Annotated in this window: 10 protein-coding genes; 2 read left to right on the top strand and 8 right to left on the bottom strand. The window is 53.4% G+C overall.

Annotated elements, in window-relative coordinates:
- The 3 genes from MKZ24_RS12385 to MKZ24_RS12375 form a co-directional block, all read right to left on the bottom strand.
- Positions 1–2,691: a glycoside hydrolase family 9 protein gene (locus tag MKZ24_RS12385; protein ID WP_340790150.1), complete on the bottom strand. Its 2,691-nt coding sequence runs from the start codon at positions 2,689–2,691 to the stop codon at positions 1–3.
- Between the two features lie 454 nt (positions 2,692–3,145).
- On the bottom strand, positions 3,146–4,456 hold the full coding sequence (locus tag MKZ24_RS12380; protein WP_042238687.1) for a replication-associated recombination protein A: 1,311 nt from the start codon (positions 4,454–4,456) through the stop codon (positions 3,146–3,148).
- A 187-nt stretch (positions 4,457–4,643) separates the two neighbouring features.
- A complete protein-coding gene (locus tag MKZ24_RS12375) occupies positions 4,644–4,925 on the bottom strand; it encodes a CD3324 family protein (RefSeq protein WP_039294537.1) in 282 nt (93 codons plus the stop codon).
- A 601-nt stretch (positions 4,926–5,526) separates the two neighbouring features.
- Between MKZ24_RS12375 and MKZ24_RS12370 the strand changes: the two genes are divergently transcribed.
- Both MKZ24_RS12370 and MKZ24_RS12365 read left to right on the top strand, forming a co-directional pair.
- Positions 5,527–7,542, top strand: a complete 2,016-nt coding sequence (locus tag MKZ24_RS12370; protein WP_340783343.1) for a methyl-accepting chemotaxis protein — start codon at positions 5,527–5,529, stop codon at positions 7,540–7,542.
- An 852-nt stretch (positions 7,543–8,394) separates the two neighbouring features.
- Positions 8,395–9,539 (top strand): IS3 family transposase gene (locus tag MKZ24_RS12365; protein WP_156123389.1). Its coding sequence is split into 2 segments (ribosomal slippage): positions 8,395–8,668 and positions 8,668–9,539, totalling 1,146 coding nucleotides; the frame shifts between segments, so codons are not numbered across the junction.
- Positions 9,540–9,850: 311 nt separating this feature from the next.
- Here MKZ24_RS12365 and MKZ24_RS12360 read toward each other — a convergent pair.
- From MKZ24_RS12360 to hisS, 5 genes are all read right to left on the bottom strand, one after another.
- Positions 9,851–12,052, bottom strand: a complete 2,202-nt coding sequence (locus MKZ24_RS12360; protein WP_340783341.1) for a HelD family protein — start codon at positions 12,050–12,052, stop codon at positions 9,851–9,853.
- A gap of 116 nt (positions 12,053–12,168) precedes the next feature.
- Positions 12,169–13,470, bottom strand: coding sequence for an NCS2 family permease (locus tag MKZ24_RS12355; RefSeq protein ID WP_340783339.1), 1,302 nt, complete (start codon positions 13,468–13,470; stop codon positions 12,169–12,171).
- A gap of 253 nt (positions 13,471–13,723) precedes the next feature.
- Positions 13,724–14,482 carry a tRNA threonylcarbamoyladenosine dehydratase gene (locus tag MKZ24_RS12350; RefSeq protein ID WP_042238698.1) on the bottom strand — a complete coding sequence of 253 codons (759 nt, stop codon included), beginning with the start codon at positions 14,480–14,482 and terminating at the stop codon, positions 13,724–13,726.
- Between the two features lie 76 nt (positions 14,483–14,558).
- Positions 14,559–16,337: an aspartate--tRNA ligase gene (aspS, locus tag MKZ24_RS12345; RefSeq protein ID WP_042238700.1), complete on the bottom strand. Its 1,779-nt coding sequence runs from the start codon at positions 16,335–16,337 to the stop codon at positions 14,559–14,561.
- A 78-nt stretch (positions 16,338–16,415) separates the two neighbouring features.
- Positions 16,416–17,669, bottom strand: a complete 1,254-nt coding sequence (gene hisS / locus MKZ24_RS12340) for a histidine--tRNA ligase (RefSeq protein WP_340783334.1) — start codon at positions 17,667–17,669, stop codon at positions 16,416–16,418.
- Positions 17,670–18,335: the final 666 nt, after the last annotated feature.

Raw genomic sequence — 18,335 nt, 5'->3', positions numbered from 1 at the left:
TTAGGGTTCCAAGCCCCATACGAGCGTTCCTGCACGGTAAAGTGTAACTTTCTCCCAATCCGCGAAGGTCTGCTGGGTTCCTCCATAGGAATAGTCGTTGCTCTCATTGTAGGCCGTCCAGTCTGCCTTGTTGAACCGCACCTGGATCTCCCCGCTATCCGCCCCCGGAGCCAGGCTTCCTGCTCCTGCGGCAAAGGAAATCTCAACATAAGAATCAGCCAGGGACACCGGCGCGTCCAGCTTCACAAAGCTTCCGCTCAGGTTCCCGCTGCCGATGGCAGCATAGTCACAGTGGAATTCCTGCGGCTTGTCCCCGTCCACGGTGTAATAATAGCGCAGCTTCAGACCGCTGAGCGCAATGCTCTCGGTTCCTGTATTGACAATCCGGAACTGGCTGCGGACCTGCGAATCGCCAGGACTTGTGTCATTGGTGCGATACTGCACACGCAAGGCTCCTGTCGTCGGCGTGGTGGCCTCGCGCGGCCGGGCCGTGGCCTGTGCAGACGCCGTACTCTCCCCCACACTGTTCGATGCGGTCACCACGTAATAGTAGTCCACTCCGTTCGTCAGCCCGCTGTCGCTGTAGACTGCTCCGTTTGCCGTGCCAATCACCGTGTACGGTCCGCCGCTCACCAGAGAGCGCTTAATCGTATATTGTGAGGCGCCGCTGACCGCATTCCAGCTCAAGGCCACGCTGGCATTGCCGGGTACCGCCTGCAAGCCGGACGGACGGCCCGGAACCTGGGGTTCGCCGGGTGTTCCGCCGCCAGTGGGCAGCTCCCCGTATACTTTGACACCCGCATCAAATACAGGTATATACGGATTCTTTGTCGCCGAGGAAGCACCTGGTGCCACTCCCTTGAACGAGAAGTCGTTGCTGTTATCCCAGAAGGTGGTGTTCAGCGGCCCGGCAATCCGGAACTGGACCTCCTTGCGGTAAGCGGATTGTCCGCCTGGATAAATCGGTGTGCCGGAGAAATCTACTTTGGTGTAATAGATATGATTGGCTTCATCGTAAGGCAGCAGCTGCGAGACGGTTGCACCCTGGTTGTAGCCTCCCGCCTTGACGGTGATATCTGCTGGCCCATACCCTGCAGCCACAGCCTCACTTATGTCCATATAGTAGTTGAAGGACATTTGACTGCTGGAGCGGGCAGGCCATCCCGAGCGGTTATTAAGTATGGCCCGGATTTCCACAAAATTGCTGCCGCTGGCGTTCACAGAAGTCTCAGTGAACATTTCATCCTCACGCGTTTCGGCGGGAGGGAAGCTCGCAAGCGGCTGCTGGCCCTGTCCGTGGAGCAGCATCATTTTGGCCAACGCGCCGGTAAAGGCTGAATTGTAATCAGTCGCAACCTCATTGGAGACATAATCGCTGATCGTATCGGTGTAGCTGTCTGTCTTGGAAGGTCCTCCGACCAGTGCGCCGTACAGCACATGCCGGTGGTTCGCAGGAGTGGTCTGGCTGTCACTCCAGGAGCCGTGCGAGGTGCGGTGATGAGGATGCTCAGGCGAATTTGCGCCGAAGCCGATCACATAGCTGCTATTGCGCGGATTATCACCCAGCATATAGGTAATCTGCCGCTCCGCAAAGGTCTGGGCTGTGCTCTTCTTCACCGGGTCAGTAACCCAGTCCGCATAGACAAAAGCCATAAATGCCTGGTTGGCCGCATACCGCAGCGCCCCCCATTGGTCCAGATGGGCCAGCCCCCCGGGAGTGTAAGCTACCCGGTCAGAGGTACCGTTCACCCCGGTAGTCCAAAACTGCATATTCCGTTCAGTGGATTGAATGAATTTGGGATCACCCGTAATGCGGGACAGCAGGAGCTGCGCACCGTAATGCTTGTCATCCCAGGATTGGGTCCATTGGTAACCCCAGTCTCCGGCTTGGTTGGTGCCCCACAGATCACTTGCGGCAATCGCCTTGTCCAGATAGGTCTGCTCGTCGGTCGCTAAGTATAGCCAGATACCGCCCCAGCTTAATTCATCGGCGTAGCTGCTCCACGAATTGTAATACTGCTTGGCGTCAGTGATTGTATCGGAGTAAGCTCCGCGGTACGTATCGGCAAAATTGTATAATTGCTTGGCATGGAGCAGCAGCTTGTCCGCATATGCGGCATCCGAATCCCTAAAAATAATGGAAGCTGAGGCAAGTGCGGCAGCGGTCTCCGCAGCCAGATCAGAGCCTGGATGCGCGGCATCAATCTTATAGGAAGGACGTGCCATCTGCATGACCTCCGCCGGTCCCCACCAGTTATGATCCGCCGTGCCGTTGCCGACCTGTCCCCATAGCTCATTAGGAGCGGTATGCGCTTTCACAAAATAGTCTGTTGCCCAGCGGATATTGTCCAGAATCTCATCCAGCTGCCCCGATTGCACGTAGCCATCCTTGTATTCATAGACCGACCATGCCAGCATAGTGGAGGTGTACGCCATAGGAAAACCGAATTTAACATGATCCCCTGCGTCATACCAGCCTCCCGTCAGATCGTGGCCGACATCCGCACCGTCCTGCAGCCCCGAATCTCCCCGCCATTCCACACGATTGTTCGCCGGCAGATCACCCGACCGCTGGGTCTCATAGAAATAAATAGATTTCTGCAGTGCCTCTGCATAATTAATCCCGGCGGTTGCGGCTTTGCTGACTTGCGGATGAATAACAGTCCCTGAAGCAACAGTGCAGGTTAGCATTAAGCTCAGTGCTGCGATACAGCCTGTCTTCCGTCTCGTTTGCTTCACCTTAACTCATCTCCCTTCGATTTTTACATTTCAGCCCGATCGGGTGACTCACGCGCAGATACCTCCCCAGCGTCCATTGAAGACATTTCATAAGACATTCTATTCAGTACGTTCCATCCCCACCCCCACTTACAAATTAAGGAAATAATCTTCCTATCTACACATATACCACATATAGTAATTTAATTCTATATATTTACAATTAATTTCACCGAAAACAAACTCATTTTGTCAAATAATTTCCATTTTTATCATATTTACCGTGCCCTCATCCGAAAAATACGCTAATGTATTTCAGATGCACAAGCGGATACGCAAATAAAAGACCACCGCCATGGAGTGCAATGCAGTGGTCTCCCTTTACTTCTCTTCATTTATTGGTCTTCCCATGCATCTGAGTGAGGCACTATTGCCCGCGCCGCAGCTGCTGGTTATGGCGGATCTTCGCCTCGTTGCCCTGCTCGGTCGCCTGATAGAACACCCTCCGGGAGATCGCCTTCGGAAGATAGTCCTGCTTCACATAGTGACCAGGGAAATTATGGGGATACTGGTATCCCTCATGCCCCAGCTGGGCTGCGCCTTTATAATGTGTATCCCGCAAATGCAGCGGCACCTCAGCCGACTTCAGATCCTCCAGGCTATCCATGACGTTCGCGATTGCCATCACCACGCCGTTTGATTTCGGGCTCTCCACCGCAAACAGGATCGCCTGCGCAATATTCAGCTTCGCCTCCGGCCAGCCGTTGTTGCGGTAGGCATCCAGCGCACTGACAGCCTGGACCATCGCCTGCGGGTTAGCCAGGCCAATATCCTCGCTGCTCGCGGCGATCAGACGGCGGATGAAGGTCATCGGGTCCATGCCGAGCTTCTCCACGGCGTAGAGGAACCAGAACAGGGCAGCGTCGCTGGAGCCGCGGATGCTTTTGTGAAAAGCGGACACCACATCATACTGCGTAGACTCGTCCGCTTTGACAATCGGCCGGCGGATGGACTCCTCCGCCACCTCCAGTGTGATATGCACGCTGCCGTTGCTCTCCGGGGCAGTGGTCATCGCCGCCAGCTCCAGCGCGTTCAAGGCGCGCCGGATATCGCCGTTAGCCATCGTGGCAATATGCTGCAGCGCGTCCTCATCCGCCTTCAGATCCATGAACCCCAGGCCCCGCTGCTCATCGGCGAGCGCCCGCTTCATGGCAATCAGGCTGTGCTCGCTGGTCAGAGACTCCAGCTGGAACAGCGTGGAGCGGCTCATAAGCGCCCCGTTCACATAATGGAACGGATTCTCCGTCGTTGCGCCTATGAAGGTAATCGTTCCCTTCTCCACCGCCGGCAGCAGCGCATCCTGCCGGGAGCTGTTGAAACGGTGTACCTCGTCCAGAAACAGAATCGTCTTCGATCCATACAGCGCCTTGTTGCTCTGGGCGCGTTCAATAACCTCGCGGACATCCTTCACCGAGGCTTCCACCGCGTTCAGCCGGACAAATTCACCTTGGGTATGATGCGATATGATATGAGCCAAGGTTGTTTTGCCGCAGCCCGGAGGCCCATACAGCAAGATGGAAGACACCTGGTCAGCCTCTATGGCTCTGCGCAGCAGCTTGCCGCGGCCTACAATATGCTCCTGTCCAATATATTCATCGAGATTCACGGGCCGCATCCGGTCTGCAAGCAGCCTTCCGCTCCCATTCCCGTTATCTTCACCCAGCGAGAATAAATCCATAACTCCACTTCCTTGCTAGTAATCTGGTATTTTGCTATTTCTTCGATAGAAATAACTGGCTGCCTTCTATCATACCATACCCGCAGCTTTCATTAAAAAGAGCATGACCTCGCCATCACCGGCGGGAGCATGCTCTTTGTTCTATTCTTAGAACTTATATGTTGTGGGGTTGTTTCAAATATTCAGGCTAGCTGTTCAGCGCCAGCCGCATTTTTGAAATGATTTTGCGGATGCTTTCTTCGGATAAATGATATCTCTTCTGCAGCTCGTTCACCGAGCAGCCACTGCTGTGACTACAGAAGATCTCTTCATTGCGGTTCGCAATTTCTTGCCGGGAGCCGCTGTTCTCGCCCCATCGTACCCGCTCTTCCGTCTTCTTCGGGATGTATAGCAATTCACCCTGGATGTAGCCCTGTAGCTCTTCGAGCAATCCCGGGGGGAGCACATCCTTTCCATTTACGTAACTCACGTTCTGGTTCCTCCTTCAACAGGTGTGTTCCGTTAAGTCCGATCACTGCGCTGTTCTTGATAATCATGCCACCTGCCTCCTTTCTTCTCCTCAAATTTGGTAAATAACCTAAATTCATTATATTAAACCCTGCGGTTAGCGTCTACATTCATTGTTTATCAGTACCCTATCAGTGGTTTGTCAGTGTACTTCTATATATTTTAGCTAAGCCTGAAATATATAGCCGCTATCTATACATAAGGAGGCCTCGCGGCCTCCCCTTAAACAGGCTTCCGTCTTAGACGGAAACCACCTCGTATTCTGAAAACATTGCCATCAGCCTCCTTCCAGAAGTAATCTTGCCCGGCCGGACACTTATTATTAAGCCACAGGTATCCGCAGGTTACAAGTTCAAGAATAGTTATAATCGTTCTCCACCTTGAGCTCACGTTAATCATAACTTTCAGGAGGAAGGCATAGCGTTAATTTCAGTCAAAAAAATTTTGACGAAAAACTAATTTTTAGTCGATTAATGTCGAAATATATATTAAATTATCTATTTACTTCGAGATATGGAACTTAATTTAACCCCATCCATTCAGAAATTCAGGAGGAACCTTCTATGACAACCCCACGGAATCCCTTAAAGCGTGTATTTCACATCACCAAGCTGAGAACTGAATTGATGCTGCTAATCATCATAGCTATTGTGCTGCCCTCACTTGCCCTGGTTGTCATATCCACGGAAACCTCAGAGTCGGCATTGCGCTCCAAAATGGAAGAAACCACAAACTCAAGCATCCATATTCTCGATAAAACCCTCACGCAATTAATTCAGCTGGAGAGCGCAGGCGTCAACGAGCTCGCCTACCAGATTAGCAGCACTGATCTCACGGGCAACCCTGCAAAAGCACGCAGTCTGCTCGACAAATTCAAGCTGGAGCATCCGGAAGTGGATATCATAGCTCTGGGCAACGACCAGGGTAAATACATGTTCGCTCCGGATTCACAACCGGAGGATTATGATCCCCGTACGCGCGACTGGTACATAGATGCACTAAAGACACCGGAGAGCACATCGGTTATTGACCCTATTTTCTCCAAAGTGACAAACAGCTATATCCTGCCGGTTTCCCGGGCTTTGCCGGACGGTAAGGGGGCCGTTACAATCAGCATCAGCATGAACGAGCTCATGGAGCTGACCAAGAACGTCAGTCTGGGTGACAGCGGCTATGTATATATTCTAGACGGCAATAACAAGGTAATCTATCACCCCACCATGGAGGTGGCCTCTGAAGCAACAAGCCAGATGCTGGCTGAAATGGGCAAAGGCCCAGCAGGCAAAATCTCCTACAAGGACGATACAGCCAATACACAAATGGACGGCTTCTACATTACGAACGAGCTGACCGGATTCAAAATGGCCGGCGTGCTGCCGGAGAATGAATACACCAAGGCTGTATATCCGATTCTGTACAAATCAGGTATCGTCCTTGTCGTCTCTCTGCTGCTTGCTTCGATCGTAACGTTCCTTATCATCCGCCGCATTACCGGCGCTGTGGAACGCTTGAACCGTTCAGCCAAACGGGTAAGCGAAGGTTATCTGGATGAGTCTGTGGAGACAAACCGCAAAGATGAGATCGGTCAGCTGGCCGGCAATTATAATGAAATGGTGTCTTCGCTCCGCAAAATGGTTCAGGAGGTCGCTGAAACGTCTGGCCACCTGGCGGCAGCCAGTGAACAGCTGACAGCCAGCACCGGCGAGAACAGCAAAGCGGTCGAATACGTGACCGAGCTGGTCGAGGAATCCACCCGTGGTGTGGAAACCCAGGCTTATGCTTCCGCCGAGGTGGCCATAACGATGGATGAAATGTCAACCGGCATTCAAAAAATCGCCTCCGCCTCAGAGATGATTGTCAGCGCCGCAGTACAGACGGAACAGGATGTCTCCACCGGCAGTGCCAAGATGCAGCATGTCGGAGAACAGATGAAGACGATCCGCGAATCCGTACACCAGTCCGGTACGCTGATTGCTGAGCTTAACGGATTAAGTGCCAAGGTGGCGGAGACCAGCACGGCCATCTCTGCCATTGCCAAGCAGACCAATCTCTTGTCGCTGAATGCGGGCATTGAAGCTGCACGGGCCGGAGAACACGGCAGAGGCTTCGCTGTAGTCGCCGGTGAAGTGCGCAAGCTGTCCGAAGCTTCCAATGTCAGTGCAGGACAAATCCAGGAGACGATCTCTGAGATGGTGGACCTGATTGCCAGTGCCTATGATGTGATGCGGTATAAAGTGGTTGGGGATGTGGAGCAAGGAATGGAGCTTACACAGGAAGCCAGCGAGGCCTTCCGCCAGATCGAGCAGTCCACCCGGCATGTAGGCGAGCAAATTCATGAAGTATCCGCGATCACCGAGCAAATGTCAGCCAGCAGCGCAGAAGTAGCAGCGTCTGTTCAGGAGATGGCCAAGATCGCCCAGGCGGCGCTCGAATCCTTCCAAAGTGTCACAGCAGCGACGGAAGAGCAGCTTGCTTCCATGGAGGAGATCACTTCATCTTCCGCTGCGCTCTCCGCCATGGCATCGGATATGCAGGGACAGGTGGAACGGTTTCACTTCGAGCCGAAGGGCAAGGCTTAAGGGCATACGGCGTAATGAGGGGCACTTATGCCCCTCATTTGCTCATTCGGCACCCGTCCAGTGAATTCAGGGGCACTAATGCCCCTCGTTTGCTCATTTGGCCTGCTTCCAATGAATTCAGGGGCACTTATGCCCCTCATTTGCTCATTTTGCCCGCATCCAGTGATTTCTGGGGCACTTATGCCCCTCATTTGCTCATTTTGCCCGCATCCAGTGATTTCTGGGGCACTTATGCCCCCCATTTGCTCATTTGGCCTGCTTCCAATGAATTCAGGGGCACTAATGCTCCTCATTTGCTCATTTGGCACCAGTCCAGTGAATTCAGGGGCACTTATGCCCCTCATTTGCTCATTTTGCCCGCATCCAGTGATTTCAGGGGCACTTATGCCCCCCATTTGCTCATTTGGCCCGCTTCCAGTGAATTCAGGGGCACTTATGCTCCTCATTTGCTCATTTGGCACCCGTCCAGTGAATTCAGGGGCACTTATGCTCCTCATTTGCTCATTTGGCACCCGTCCAGTGAATTCAGGGGCACTTATGCCCCTCGTTTGCTCATTCGGCACCCGTCCAGTAAATTCAGGGGCATTAATGCTCTTCATTACTCTCCTTCAGCCACACTCGGCAAAATCAGAAGGATTGATCCCTTTGATCTTACCGTGTGCCGACTCCCGGCGGCTTCCGAATAATTGATGGAGTGAAACAAATAAATCCTTATATATGTACAAAAAAACCTCTCCTTTGAAATGGTTGATCTTAAGGGACTGACCCCATAACGTGAGACAAATCAAAACACCTACAAGAAAATGAAACCCTGTCGTAAGATAGGGAGATAATCTTGGAGGTGTTTTTGCGTTGGCAACGAGAGTGAGTTACCCGGTAGAAATCAAAATGAAAGCCATTGAGATGAGGTTGGCAGGAGTTCCGGTCAGAGAGGTTATGGAGGAGCTAGGGATACGGAATAACACACAGTTAAAGACATGGATGAGGTGGTATCGAAAAGGCGAAGTGCATCGTCTGGAGCAGCCCGTGGGCAAACAGTACAGCTACGGAAAAGGTCCAGAACACTCTACGGAGCTGGAAAGAGTAAAGGCGGAGAATCGTTTCTTAAAGCAGCAACTAGACGTGCTAAAAAAGTACAGGGAACTGGAAAGGAGGTGGAACCGCAAGTCGTTATTACCTGGATCGAGTCCATTCGAGAAGAAGTAACGGTGAAAGAGGCTTGCGCATGGCTTGGGATTGCAAGAGCCACATACTACCGCTGGAAAGCCGCAGTAGAAACCGAGCCTTCAGAGTCTATAGCGGAGAAGATAAGGCAGCTTTGCGTACAGCATAAATTCCGATATGGGTACCGGAAAATCACCGCACTCCTTCGGGCAGAAGAACCCATAAACCACAAACGAGTTCAACAGATTATGCAGCGTGAAGGGCTACAATGCCGTGTAAGGAGGAAGAAACGTAAGGCCCCGGGGCAGCCAGCACATCCAGCAGAAAATCTGCTGAAGCGGCAATTTCATGCAGAGGGGCATCTGCAAAAGCTCGTCACGGACATTACCTATTTACCGTTTGGAGGGAAGATGTTGTATCTCTCGAGCATTCTGGACCTATACAATGGGGAGATTGTAGCTTACAGTATAGCGGACAAGCAAGACACATCTTTAGTGTTGCATACACTGAATCAACTTCCAAAACGGGCAAATATGCTGCTTCATAGCGACCAGGGCAGTGTATATACGTCTCAGATGTACCAGACTGCAGTCAAAGGAAAAGGCATTACCATGAGCATGTCCCGCAAGGGAACGCCCGCCGATAATGCCCCCATCGAATCGTTTCATTCCACCCTAAAGTCTGAAACGTTCTACCTCGAAGATCTCATGTGTACAACGACGGCAATCGTTGAACAGACCGTTCGAGACTACATCACTTACTATAACTCAATTCGGATTCAGGCGAAACTAAATAACCAGTCACCGGTGGATTTCCGGCGACTGGCTGCTTGAACTTGCAGGGTGTTTTGATCCCTGTCTCACGAACGGGGGGCAGTCCCTAACACATTTCACCAAAGAGAGGTTTCTTTTTTGCGTTTATTAAGATTGCACACGTTTCCCGCTTAAACAGTGGATCGGACAGGACGACCCGCGGAAAAGCGTTAGCGGTCGCCTTGTGTATGGATTTTCACCGCTAAGGGAATTTAAAAATCTGGACCAGGGATCGACTGGAATAACGTTCCGTTTGCCGAGTGTTCTCACCAAGCGCAACCCTCTATCCCATTCCAAAACAGGGGCTGCCCTTACCCAAGATAATGTAAACCTTAATTCCCTTCGGGTACCGGCCAGCCGGAGACCGTCTCGTCTCCAAGCAGCTGCACGTAAGCCGGAAGCCCGCCATTATGCAGCAGCCACAGCTCATGCAGGGCACGTGTACAGCCTACATACATCAGCTTGGCGTCCCAGGCCGCCCCTCCATAATGCGCGCTATCCGCGTCCGCCAGGATGACGGCATCGAACTCCAGTCCCTTGGACAAATATACAGGCAGTATGGACAAGCCGCCGCGGTATTCGGTGATGCTGCCGTCAATGAGATGAATATCCTCGAACTGTCCGGCAAGCTCAGCGTACAGCTCAGCGGCTTCCCGTAGGCTACGGGTCAATACAGCCACAGTGCGGTATTCGCGCCCGGAGAGCGATGACAGGGCGCTTCTGACAGCGCTGAGCCGCTGGCTGCCGCCTGCAGCCGGTTCCGGCTGCGCATCCTCATAGGAAATCAGCCGCACAGGATTACCGCTGCGGAAGACCGGCACGGCCAGCAGGGCGCTGCCGACGCCGGCGGACAGAATCCCGTTGGCGAATTCAATAATCTCCATCGTTGAACGGTAGCTGCGGGTAAGCGCATGATACGCTGTATACTCCCCGGCAAACAGCGACTGCATCTCATTCCACTCATGTACCCCTTTGTAGGCATGAATCCCCTGGGATAAGTCACCCAGAATGGTGAAGGAATGGCCCTTCACATACAGATCCAGTACGGCAATCTGGAACGGGGAGAAATCCTGCGCTTCGTCAATAACAATATGATCGAAGCGTTCGGTTCCCTCATTGCCGTTCAAAAGATAATGGATATAGAGCAGCGGCGGAAGATCCTCTTCGCGCAAAATGCCTTTCTTCAGCTCTTTCACCGTTTCCTTCAGTACAGCCTGCGGAATTTCTTCCGGCGCCTCAGCCGGCCAGTCCTCCGGAGTCTTCGCCGCGCGGAATATCTGCTTGTAGATAGCCAGCGGATCATATTTCGGCCACTTGGCGCTGTACGCCTTCTCGCGGGCCGCGCCTTTTTTCTTGCGGTCCTTCAGCGCAGCGGCCGACGGGCTCTTCTTCAGCTCCATCTCGATCCAGCGGTGAATCCGCGCCATCACACGTTCCTTGCGTTTGGCTGGCGGATACGGAGCGTATTCTTCATTATGCCAGCGCAGAATCATCGAGCGGCGCAGCACAGCCCCGTCCCACGGGCTGAAATCCCCTTCAGGCACGGCGCTGGTCTCCAGCAGCTTAATGCTGGATTCAATGACACTCATCAGCACCGTGGAGCCTTTGAAGCGCCCCGGAGTCTCTTCCGTAATAACAGGCATCGCCCCCGCTGTTTCGAACCAGCGGCTCACCGCTTCCGAAGCATCCTGCTCCGGCAAGGTCACACCCAGAACATCCGCAGCCCAGTCCGGGAAGGTGCTCTGGGCAATATTGCCGACACCGAGCTCCGGCAGCACATCTGAAATATAATCCAGGAACATCCGGTTCGGAGCGAAAATAATCATTTTCTCCGCCGAGACCTGATCCTTGTATTGGTACAATAAAAAAGCCAGCCGGTGCAGCGCGACGGTAGTTTTACCGCTTCCCGCTACCCCTTGAATAATCAGCGCCGTGTTCTTCGCTGCCCGGATAATCTTGTCCTGCTCCTCCTGGATCGTCGAGACGATATCACGCAGCCGGTTGTCCTTGTTCTCACCGAGCCGGTACACCAGGAATTCATCCGACACCGCCGGTGCATCACTGTCGCGGTTATACGTATCCGCAACCCGCTCCAGAATCTGCTTGCGGATGACCACGTTGCGTTTGAGGTAGACGAGCCCTTCAATCAGCCCTTCCGGTGCTTCATAGGAGGCCGCTTCTGTCCCTCCTGTAAACGAATAGAACAGGCTTGCCACCGGTGCCCGCCAGTCAATGACCAGCGGACGGTCGCTTACCTGCTCACGGTCTACGCCGATTTTACCAATATAAAGTGCCTTGCGTTCTTCCTCGTCATTGCCCTGAAAATCAAGCCGTCCGAAATAAGGCTCCTGCCTAAGCTTGGCAAGATCTTTGCGCTTCTGTTCCCTGGAGTCCTCCAGCACTTGCTCCGTATACTCATGTCCCGTGTACACCGGAGTGCTGCGCAACCGCTCAAGGGTAGAGTCAATCTCTATAAGCGCGTGGTTCAGCCTGTCTTCTTCCTCTTGATAGGCACTTTGAAAGTTGTCTTCCAATTTCAGTTACCTCCTAAAAGTGATGTGAGCAGTACATCATATCACAAGAGGACAGGGAAAGCCATATATTTCAAACTGCCGTATAGAACGGCTCACCTGCCCTTTATGATGCGTATTTAGCCCATTAGCGCATGGAGCACAAAGTTCGCTACGAACAGCCCGGCAATCCCGTACAGCGCCGGCGGGACGTCCTTGCCTTTGCCTGTAGCCAGCTTCACAACCGGGTAAGTGATGAACCCAAACGCCATCCCGTCCACGATGCTGTAGGTGAATGGAATCATCACCATAATCAGAAATGCGGGGAACAGCTCCGTCATGTCGCTGAGATCCATCTCGCGCACACTCTGGACCATAAGTCCGCCGATCACGATCAGAATCGGCGCAATTGCGCTGTCCGGCACATAAGCCAGCAGCGGAATGAACAGGAATGTCGCCCCGAACAAGAGACCGGTGACGAGCGAGGTTAAGCCGGTGCGTCCGCCGGCAGCGATGCCGGCTGTAGATTCGGCAGCGGCTACTACGGGACTGCTGCCGAACAGGCCTGCCGCGATGTTAGCGATGGATAGCGCCCGCAGACTGCTTTTGAAGCGTTCCGGACGGCCTATCATCAGCGTCTGCGAGGAGATCAGGCCGATGTTCTCGAAGACAACGATCAGCAGCAGCAGGAATACGGCGATCCAGAAGACCAGGCTGATGAATCCGCTCCATTGCATACTGGCGAACACATCGCCATATCCGCTGAACACATGTCCGGATTCGGTATTCTCAGGCGCATGAGCCGCTCCCAGCAGGTAGGCCAGGCCTGTCCCCGCCAGCATGCTGATCAGCAGGCCGCCGCGCGTGCCGCGGATGAACAGGACCAGGGCGAGCAACAGCGTCACCACCGAGGTAATGACCGCAGGATCGCTGAAATGCCCGATGGCGACAAATGTCGTGGCATGGGCAATGACAATCCCGCTTTTTTGCAGGCCGATAAACGTCAGAAACAGACCGATTCCGACAGTTATCGCATGCTGCAGATTATGGGGTATGGCATCACTCAGTATGCGGTAGAGCGAAGTGAACGCTACAATAGCGAACAGCACACCCGTCACTACAACAACGGCAAGCGCCTCACGCCAATCCAGCTTCATGGAATGCACCAATGTATAGGTGAAAAAGGCATTGATGCCCATGCCCGGGACGACGATAATCGGCGTTTTCCCGCCAAAAGCCATCAGCAGACAGCCTGTAATCGCTGTCAGCAGTGTGGCCACCATCCCCGCCCGCAGCGGCATGCCTGCATCATGCAGAATCGCCGCATTGACCATAACAATATATACCGAAGCGAAATACGATAGGATGCCTGCCGCCCACTCCCGTTTCCAGTTGTCGCCCGGCGTAAGTCCCACGCTATTCCGCCAAAAATTCGATTTCATCTAAAAACCTCCACTATAGAACCTGAACTTAAGAATGTTATACAGATGCTTCAATAATGCCTTAAGATCAGGTATTAATTGCAGCCCCACTGCTCCATTCTTAAGTTTTCTTATTATGATGTTAAGTTCCGCTGGCTATTACCCCCGTTTGTCTGATCTGTAATCAGCCATCTCACGAGTATGCTGCTCCAGGCAGCAATAAAAGGGCATGCAGCGGGGAATCAGCTGCACGCCCTTGAATCCTGTCAAACCCTTATTCAAACGTGATACCGCCGGTTTCCAGCAAATCACGTACCGTAACACTAACCATAATCAGACCGACTACCGGAGGCACGAAGGACGTACTGGCCGGAGGCTGCTTCGCTTTGCGCCGGTCCGGCGCATTGGCAGGAACAATCTGCTCGGTGACATCCTCGCGCGGCTTCACAGGCTTTTCGGTCGAGAATACAACCTTAACGCCTTTCTTGATCCCTTCCTTGCGCAGCTTTGTGCGGATCACCCGCGCAATCGGGTCCATACTCGTCTTGGAAATATCGGCTACCTGGAAACGGGTAGGGTCCATCTTATTCGCCGCTCCCATGCTGGAGATCAACGGGATCTTCCGGGTCAGACATTCCTTGATCAGATGAATTTTGTAGATAATCGTATCCGAAGCATCAATGACATAATCCAGCTTGTATTTGAACAGCTCCTCATAGGTCTCTTCGGTATAGAACATGTTTAGGGCAATCGCTTCGCAGTCCGGGTTAATCAGCTTGACGCGGTCCACCATCAGATCGGTTTTGTTCTGGCCGATGGTCGTCGTCAGCGCATGGATCTGGCGGTTGATATTGGTGATATCGACCGAATCCTTATCAATCAGGATGATACGTCCGATACCAGTACGGGCGAGGGCCTCTACTGCCATCGCTCCCACTCCGCCAATCCCCAGCACAGCCACTGTGCTGTTCTTCATGATCTCGAGACCTTCCGGTCCGATCGCCAGTTCCGTACGCGAGAACTGATTCAGCATGATGTCAGCCTCCTTTAACAAGCCTGCGGGGCATAGCCGCTTAAGTCCGCTCTATGCCCCGTCAGCCATTTATGTTTTATTTCTTTTCTTTTTCCGGTTTTGGCGCCAATTTGATATGCAGCTGCTCGAGCTGTATAGCATCTACCGGGGACGGAGCGTCCATCAGCAGGTCGGTTGCACTTGCGGTCTTAGGGAAGGCAATGGTTTCACGCAGGTTCGTGCGTCCGGCCAGCAGCATGATCAGACGGTCGAAGCCGAAGGCAATCCCGCCGTGCGGAGGCGTGCCGTATTCGAAGGCATCCATCAGGTAGCCGAATTTCTCATACGCGAGTTCCTGTGTGAAGCCGAGAGCTTCGAACATTTTCTCCTGAACCTCACGTTTGTAGATACGCTGGGAGCCGCCGCCCACCTCGTAGCCGTTAAGCACGATGTCATAAGCCTGTGCGCGGATCGCGCCCGGATCCGTATCGAAGAGATGGAGGTCTTCATCCATCGGGCGTGTGAACGGATGATGCTCCGCCATGTAGCGCTTCTGGTCTTCGTCATAGCTGAGCAGCGGGAACTCTGTAACCCAGGCGAATTTGAACACACTGTCGTCGATCAGGCCAAGCTGACGGCCGATCTTCAGGCGGAGTGCGCCGAGTACATCGGCAACGACCTTCTTAGTGTCGGCGGAGAAGAGCAGCAGGTCGCCTTCTTCAGCACCCGTGCGTTCCTTCACGGCGGCAATTTCTTCTTCGGAGAAGAACTTCACAATCGGTCCTTTGAACTCGCCGTCTTTCACTTGAATCCAGGCCAGGCCTTTGGCGCCGTAACGTGCAGCGTAAGGTCCGAGATCATCAATTTCCTTACGGGTCCAAGTGCCGCAGCCCTTGGCGTTAAGGCATTTCACTTCTCCGCCTTTTTCGATCACGGAAGCGAACACCTTCACACCGCTGGCAGCAACGATATCGTTCATCTCTACCAGTTCCAGGCCAAACCGCAGGTCAGGCTTGTCCGAGCCGTATTTGCCGATAGCTTCAGCATAGGTCAGCCGCTGGAACGGAGTAGCAACCTCGACACCAATGGTTTCCTTCAGCAGTCGCTGCATCAGGGTTTCCATCATGGACAGCAATTCATCCTGCGGCATGAAGGAGGTCTCGATGTCGAACTGGGTGAATTCAGGCTGGCGGTCTGCGCGCAGATCCTCATCGCGGAAACAGCGGGCCATCTGGTAATAACGCTCGATGCCGCCGACCATCAGCAGCTGCTTATAGATCTGCGGAGACTGCGGAAGCGCGAAGAATTCCCCTTCATGCACACGGCTTGGCACGAGATAATCACGTGCGCCTTCCGGTGAGCTTTTGGTCAGAATCGGCGTTTCCACATCGATGAAGCCTTCGCTGTCCAGGAAGTCGCGGAAGATCTTGGCCGCTTTTGAACGGAGCAGCAGCGTCTTGTGCATTTCCGGACGGCGCAGATCCAGGTAACGGTATTTCATTCGCAGCGATTCATCCACTTCCACACCGTCTTCGATGAAGAACGGAGGCGTCTTGGCAGCATTCAATACTTCAATATCTGTAATCTGCACTTCAATCTCGCCGGTCGGCAGGTTGCGGTTGATGGTTTCATCATCCCGTTTAACCACTTTACCCGTTACGGCAAGCACGTATTCACTGCGCACCTTATCGGCAATCTGCAGCGCTTCTCCGGAATAGTCGGGGTTGAATACAATCTGTACAATCCCTGTGCGGTCGCGCAGGTCAATAAACAGCACGCCCCCAAGGTCACGGCGGGTCTGCACCCAACCGTTCAGTGTTACTGTCTCGCCGATGCTCGCCGTTGTTAATTGTCCACAGTTATGGCTTCTGGTCATCTTTTATCCTACCCCTTCATGGTTAAAATTACATGTAACTGACTGCCGCTTGCTCGCGGATATATCCATACTTAAATTCTATTTCAGCGCCTGCGCCAGCTCTTCCAGCTTGACGGTCCGCTGCTCGCCGGTTTCCATCGACTTCAGGGCGATCACGCCGCTGTTCAGCTCGTCTTCGCCAAGAATCGCCGTATACCGGGCCGACATGCGGTCCGCCGACTTCATCTGTGCCTTCATCTTCCGCCCCAGATAATCGCGTTCTGCGGAGAAGCCCAGGCTGCGCAGATGGAACAGCTGCTTCGTGATCTCCAGATCTGCGGCTTCACCAAGTGCGACAAAGTACACATCCAGCGGCTTCACTGCTTCCAGCTCAACCCCCTGATTCTCCAGAATCAGCAGAATACGCTCAAGGCCGATCCCGAAACCGATACCCGGCTGATCCGGTCCGCCGATCTCTTCCACCAGGCCGTTATACCGGCCGCCGCCGCCCACCGTGTCGATGGAGCCGATGCCTGCCGCTTTATACTCAAACGCTGTATGCGTGTAATAATCCAGGCCGCGTACCAGACGGGGGTTAATGCTGTACTCCACGCCCATCACGTCCAAATGGCCTTTCACCTTGGCAAAATGCTCTGTGCACTCCTCATCCAGACTGTCCAGAATTGACGGGGCACCGCCGAATTTATCCTGATCGACCTTGCAGTCCAGCACGCGCAGCGGATTACGCTCCATCCGGCGCTGGCAGTCGCTGCACAGGCTCTCTCTCATCGGTCTCAGGAAATCCAGCAGCTTCTCCCGGTACGCCGCGCGGCTAGGCGCGTTGCCCACGGAATTCAGCTCCACTCTCACATCCTTCAGCCCCAGATCAAGATAGAACTGGTACCCGAGCGAAATCACTTCCGCATCGATTGCCGGGTCCACTGCACCGAAGGCTTCGATGCCGAATTGGTGGAACTGGCGGTATCTGCCTGCCTGCGGACGTTCGTAGCGGAACATCGGGCCGATATAATACAGCTTGCTGACATCCGGCTCACCATAGAGCTTGTTCTGCACGTACGCCCGTACGACACCTGCTGTCCCTTCGGGACGCAGTGCCAGATCGCGGTCGCCTTTGTCCTTGAAGGTATACATTTCCCCTTCTACAATATCCGTTGTCTCGCCTACACCACGCTCAAACAGCCCGGTGTGCTCGAACAGCGGTGTGCGGATCTCCCGGTAGTTGAAGCGGCGGCAGAGATCTCTTGCTTTGCCCTCAGCGTACTGCCATTTCTCTACTGCACCCGGAAGCACATCCTGCGTACCGGTTGGTTTCTCGAATCTTTCTTTAGCCACAGCCTATCCCTCCTGAAAATAACCCCTCTTGTTCCTCATGGAACCCATTGTCTCTGCTTCTAAAAACAACAAAAAATCCCCCGCCCTGTTTAATTACAAACAGGGACGAGGGATTATCATAACCAATAATTCACCCGTGGTACCACCCACATTCCGGACTTAAGCAGCTATGCTGTTCCAAATCCGCTCTAAGCGGTTAACGCCCGCCTACGCGCAATCGGCTACTGACTCTAGGCAACCTGCTGCTGCCTGCTTTCGCCGTGCGTTCTCGGGGAGGTCATTCATCCGTTCATCAACAGAATCCTTACAGCCGTGCGGATCAGGTGTTGCCGTCCATCACTTGGACAGCCGCCGGATCAGCGGGATTCCTCTCTGGGGTTGTGGGTTACGGATTACTTGGTCCCGTCATCAAAACAATATAACATACCGTATATTGTTAGATTCTACTGAACCACTGCGCTAAAGTCAAGGAATGAATTGAATTCAGTTTGTATCCCGGCTCGCAGCCAGGGTGAGTCAGCTGGAGCAGCGCAAGCGCACATGGCCTGCGCAAGTACTGGGCGCAGCTCCTCAGGTTACTGCCCGACAGGAGGAATGAGATTCCGCTATTTGAACAAATCCGGCGAATTCGCGGGGCAAGCGGACTCAGATTCCGTTATGCGTCCA

Source organism: Paenibacillus sp. FSL R7-0297 (genome assembly GCF_038009025.1).
Taxonomy (GTDB): domain Bacteria; phylum Bacillota; class Bacilli; order Paenibacillales; family Paenibacillaceae; genus Paenibacillus_AQ.
The sequence above is the reverse complement of the archived record's forward strand: the minus strand, read 5'-3'. Positions and strand labels throughout refer to the sequence as shown.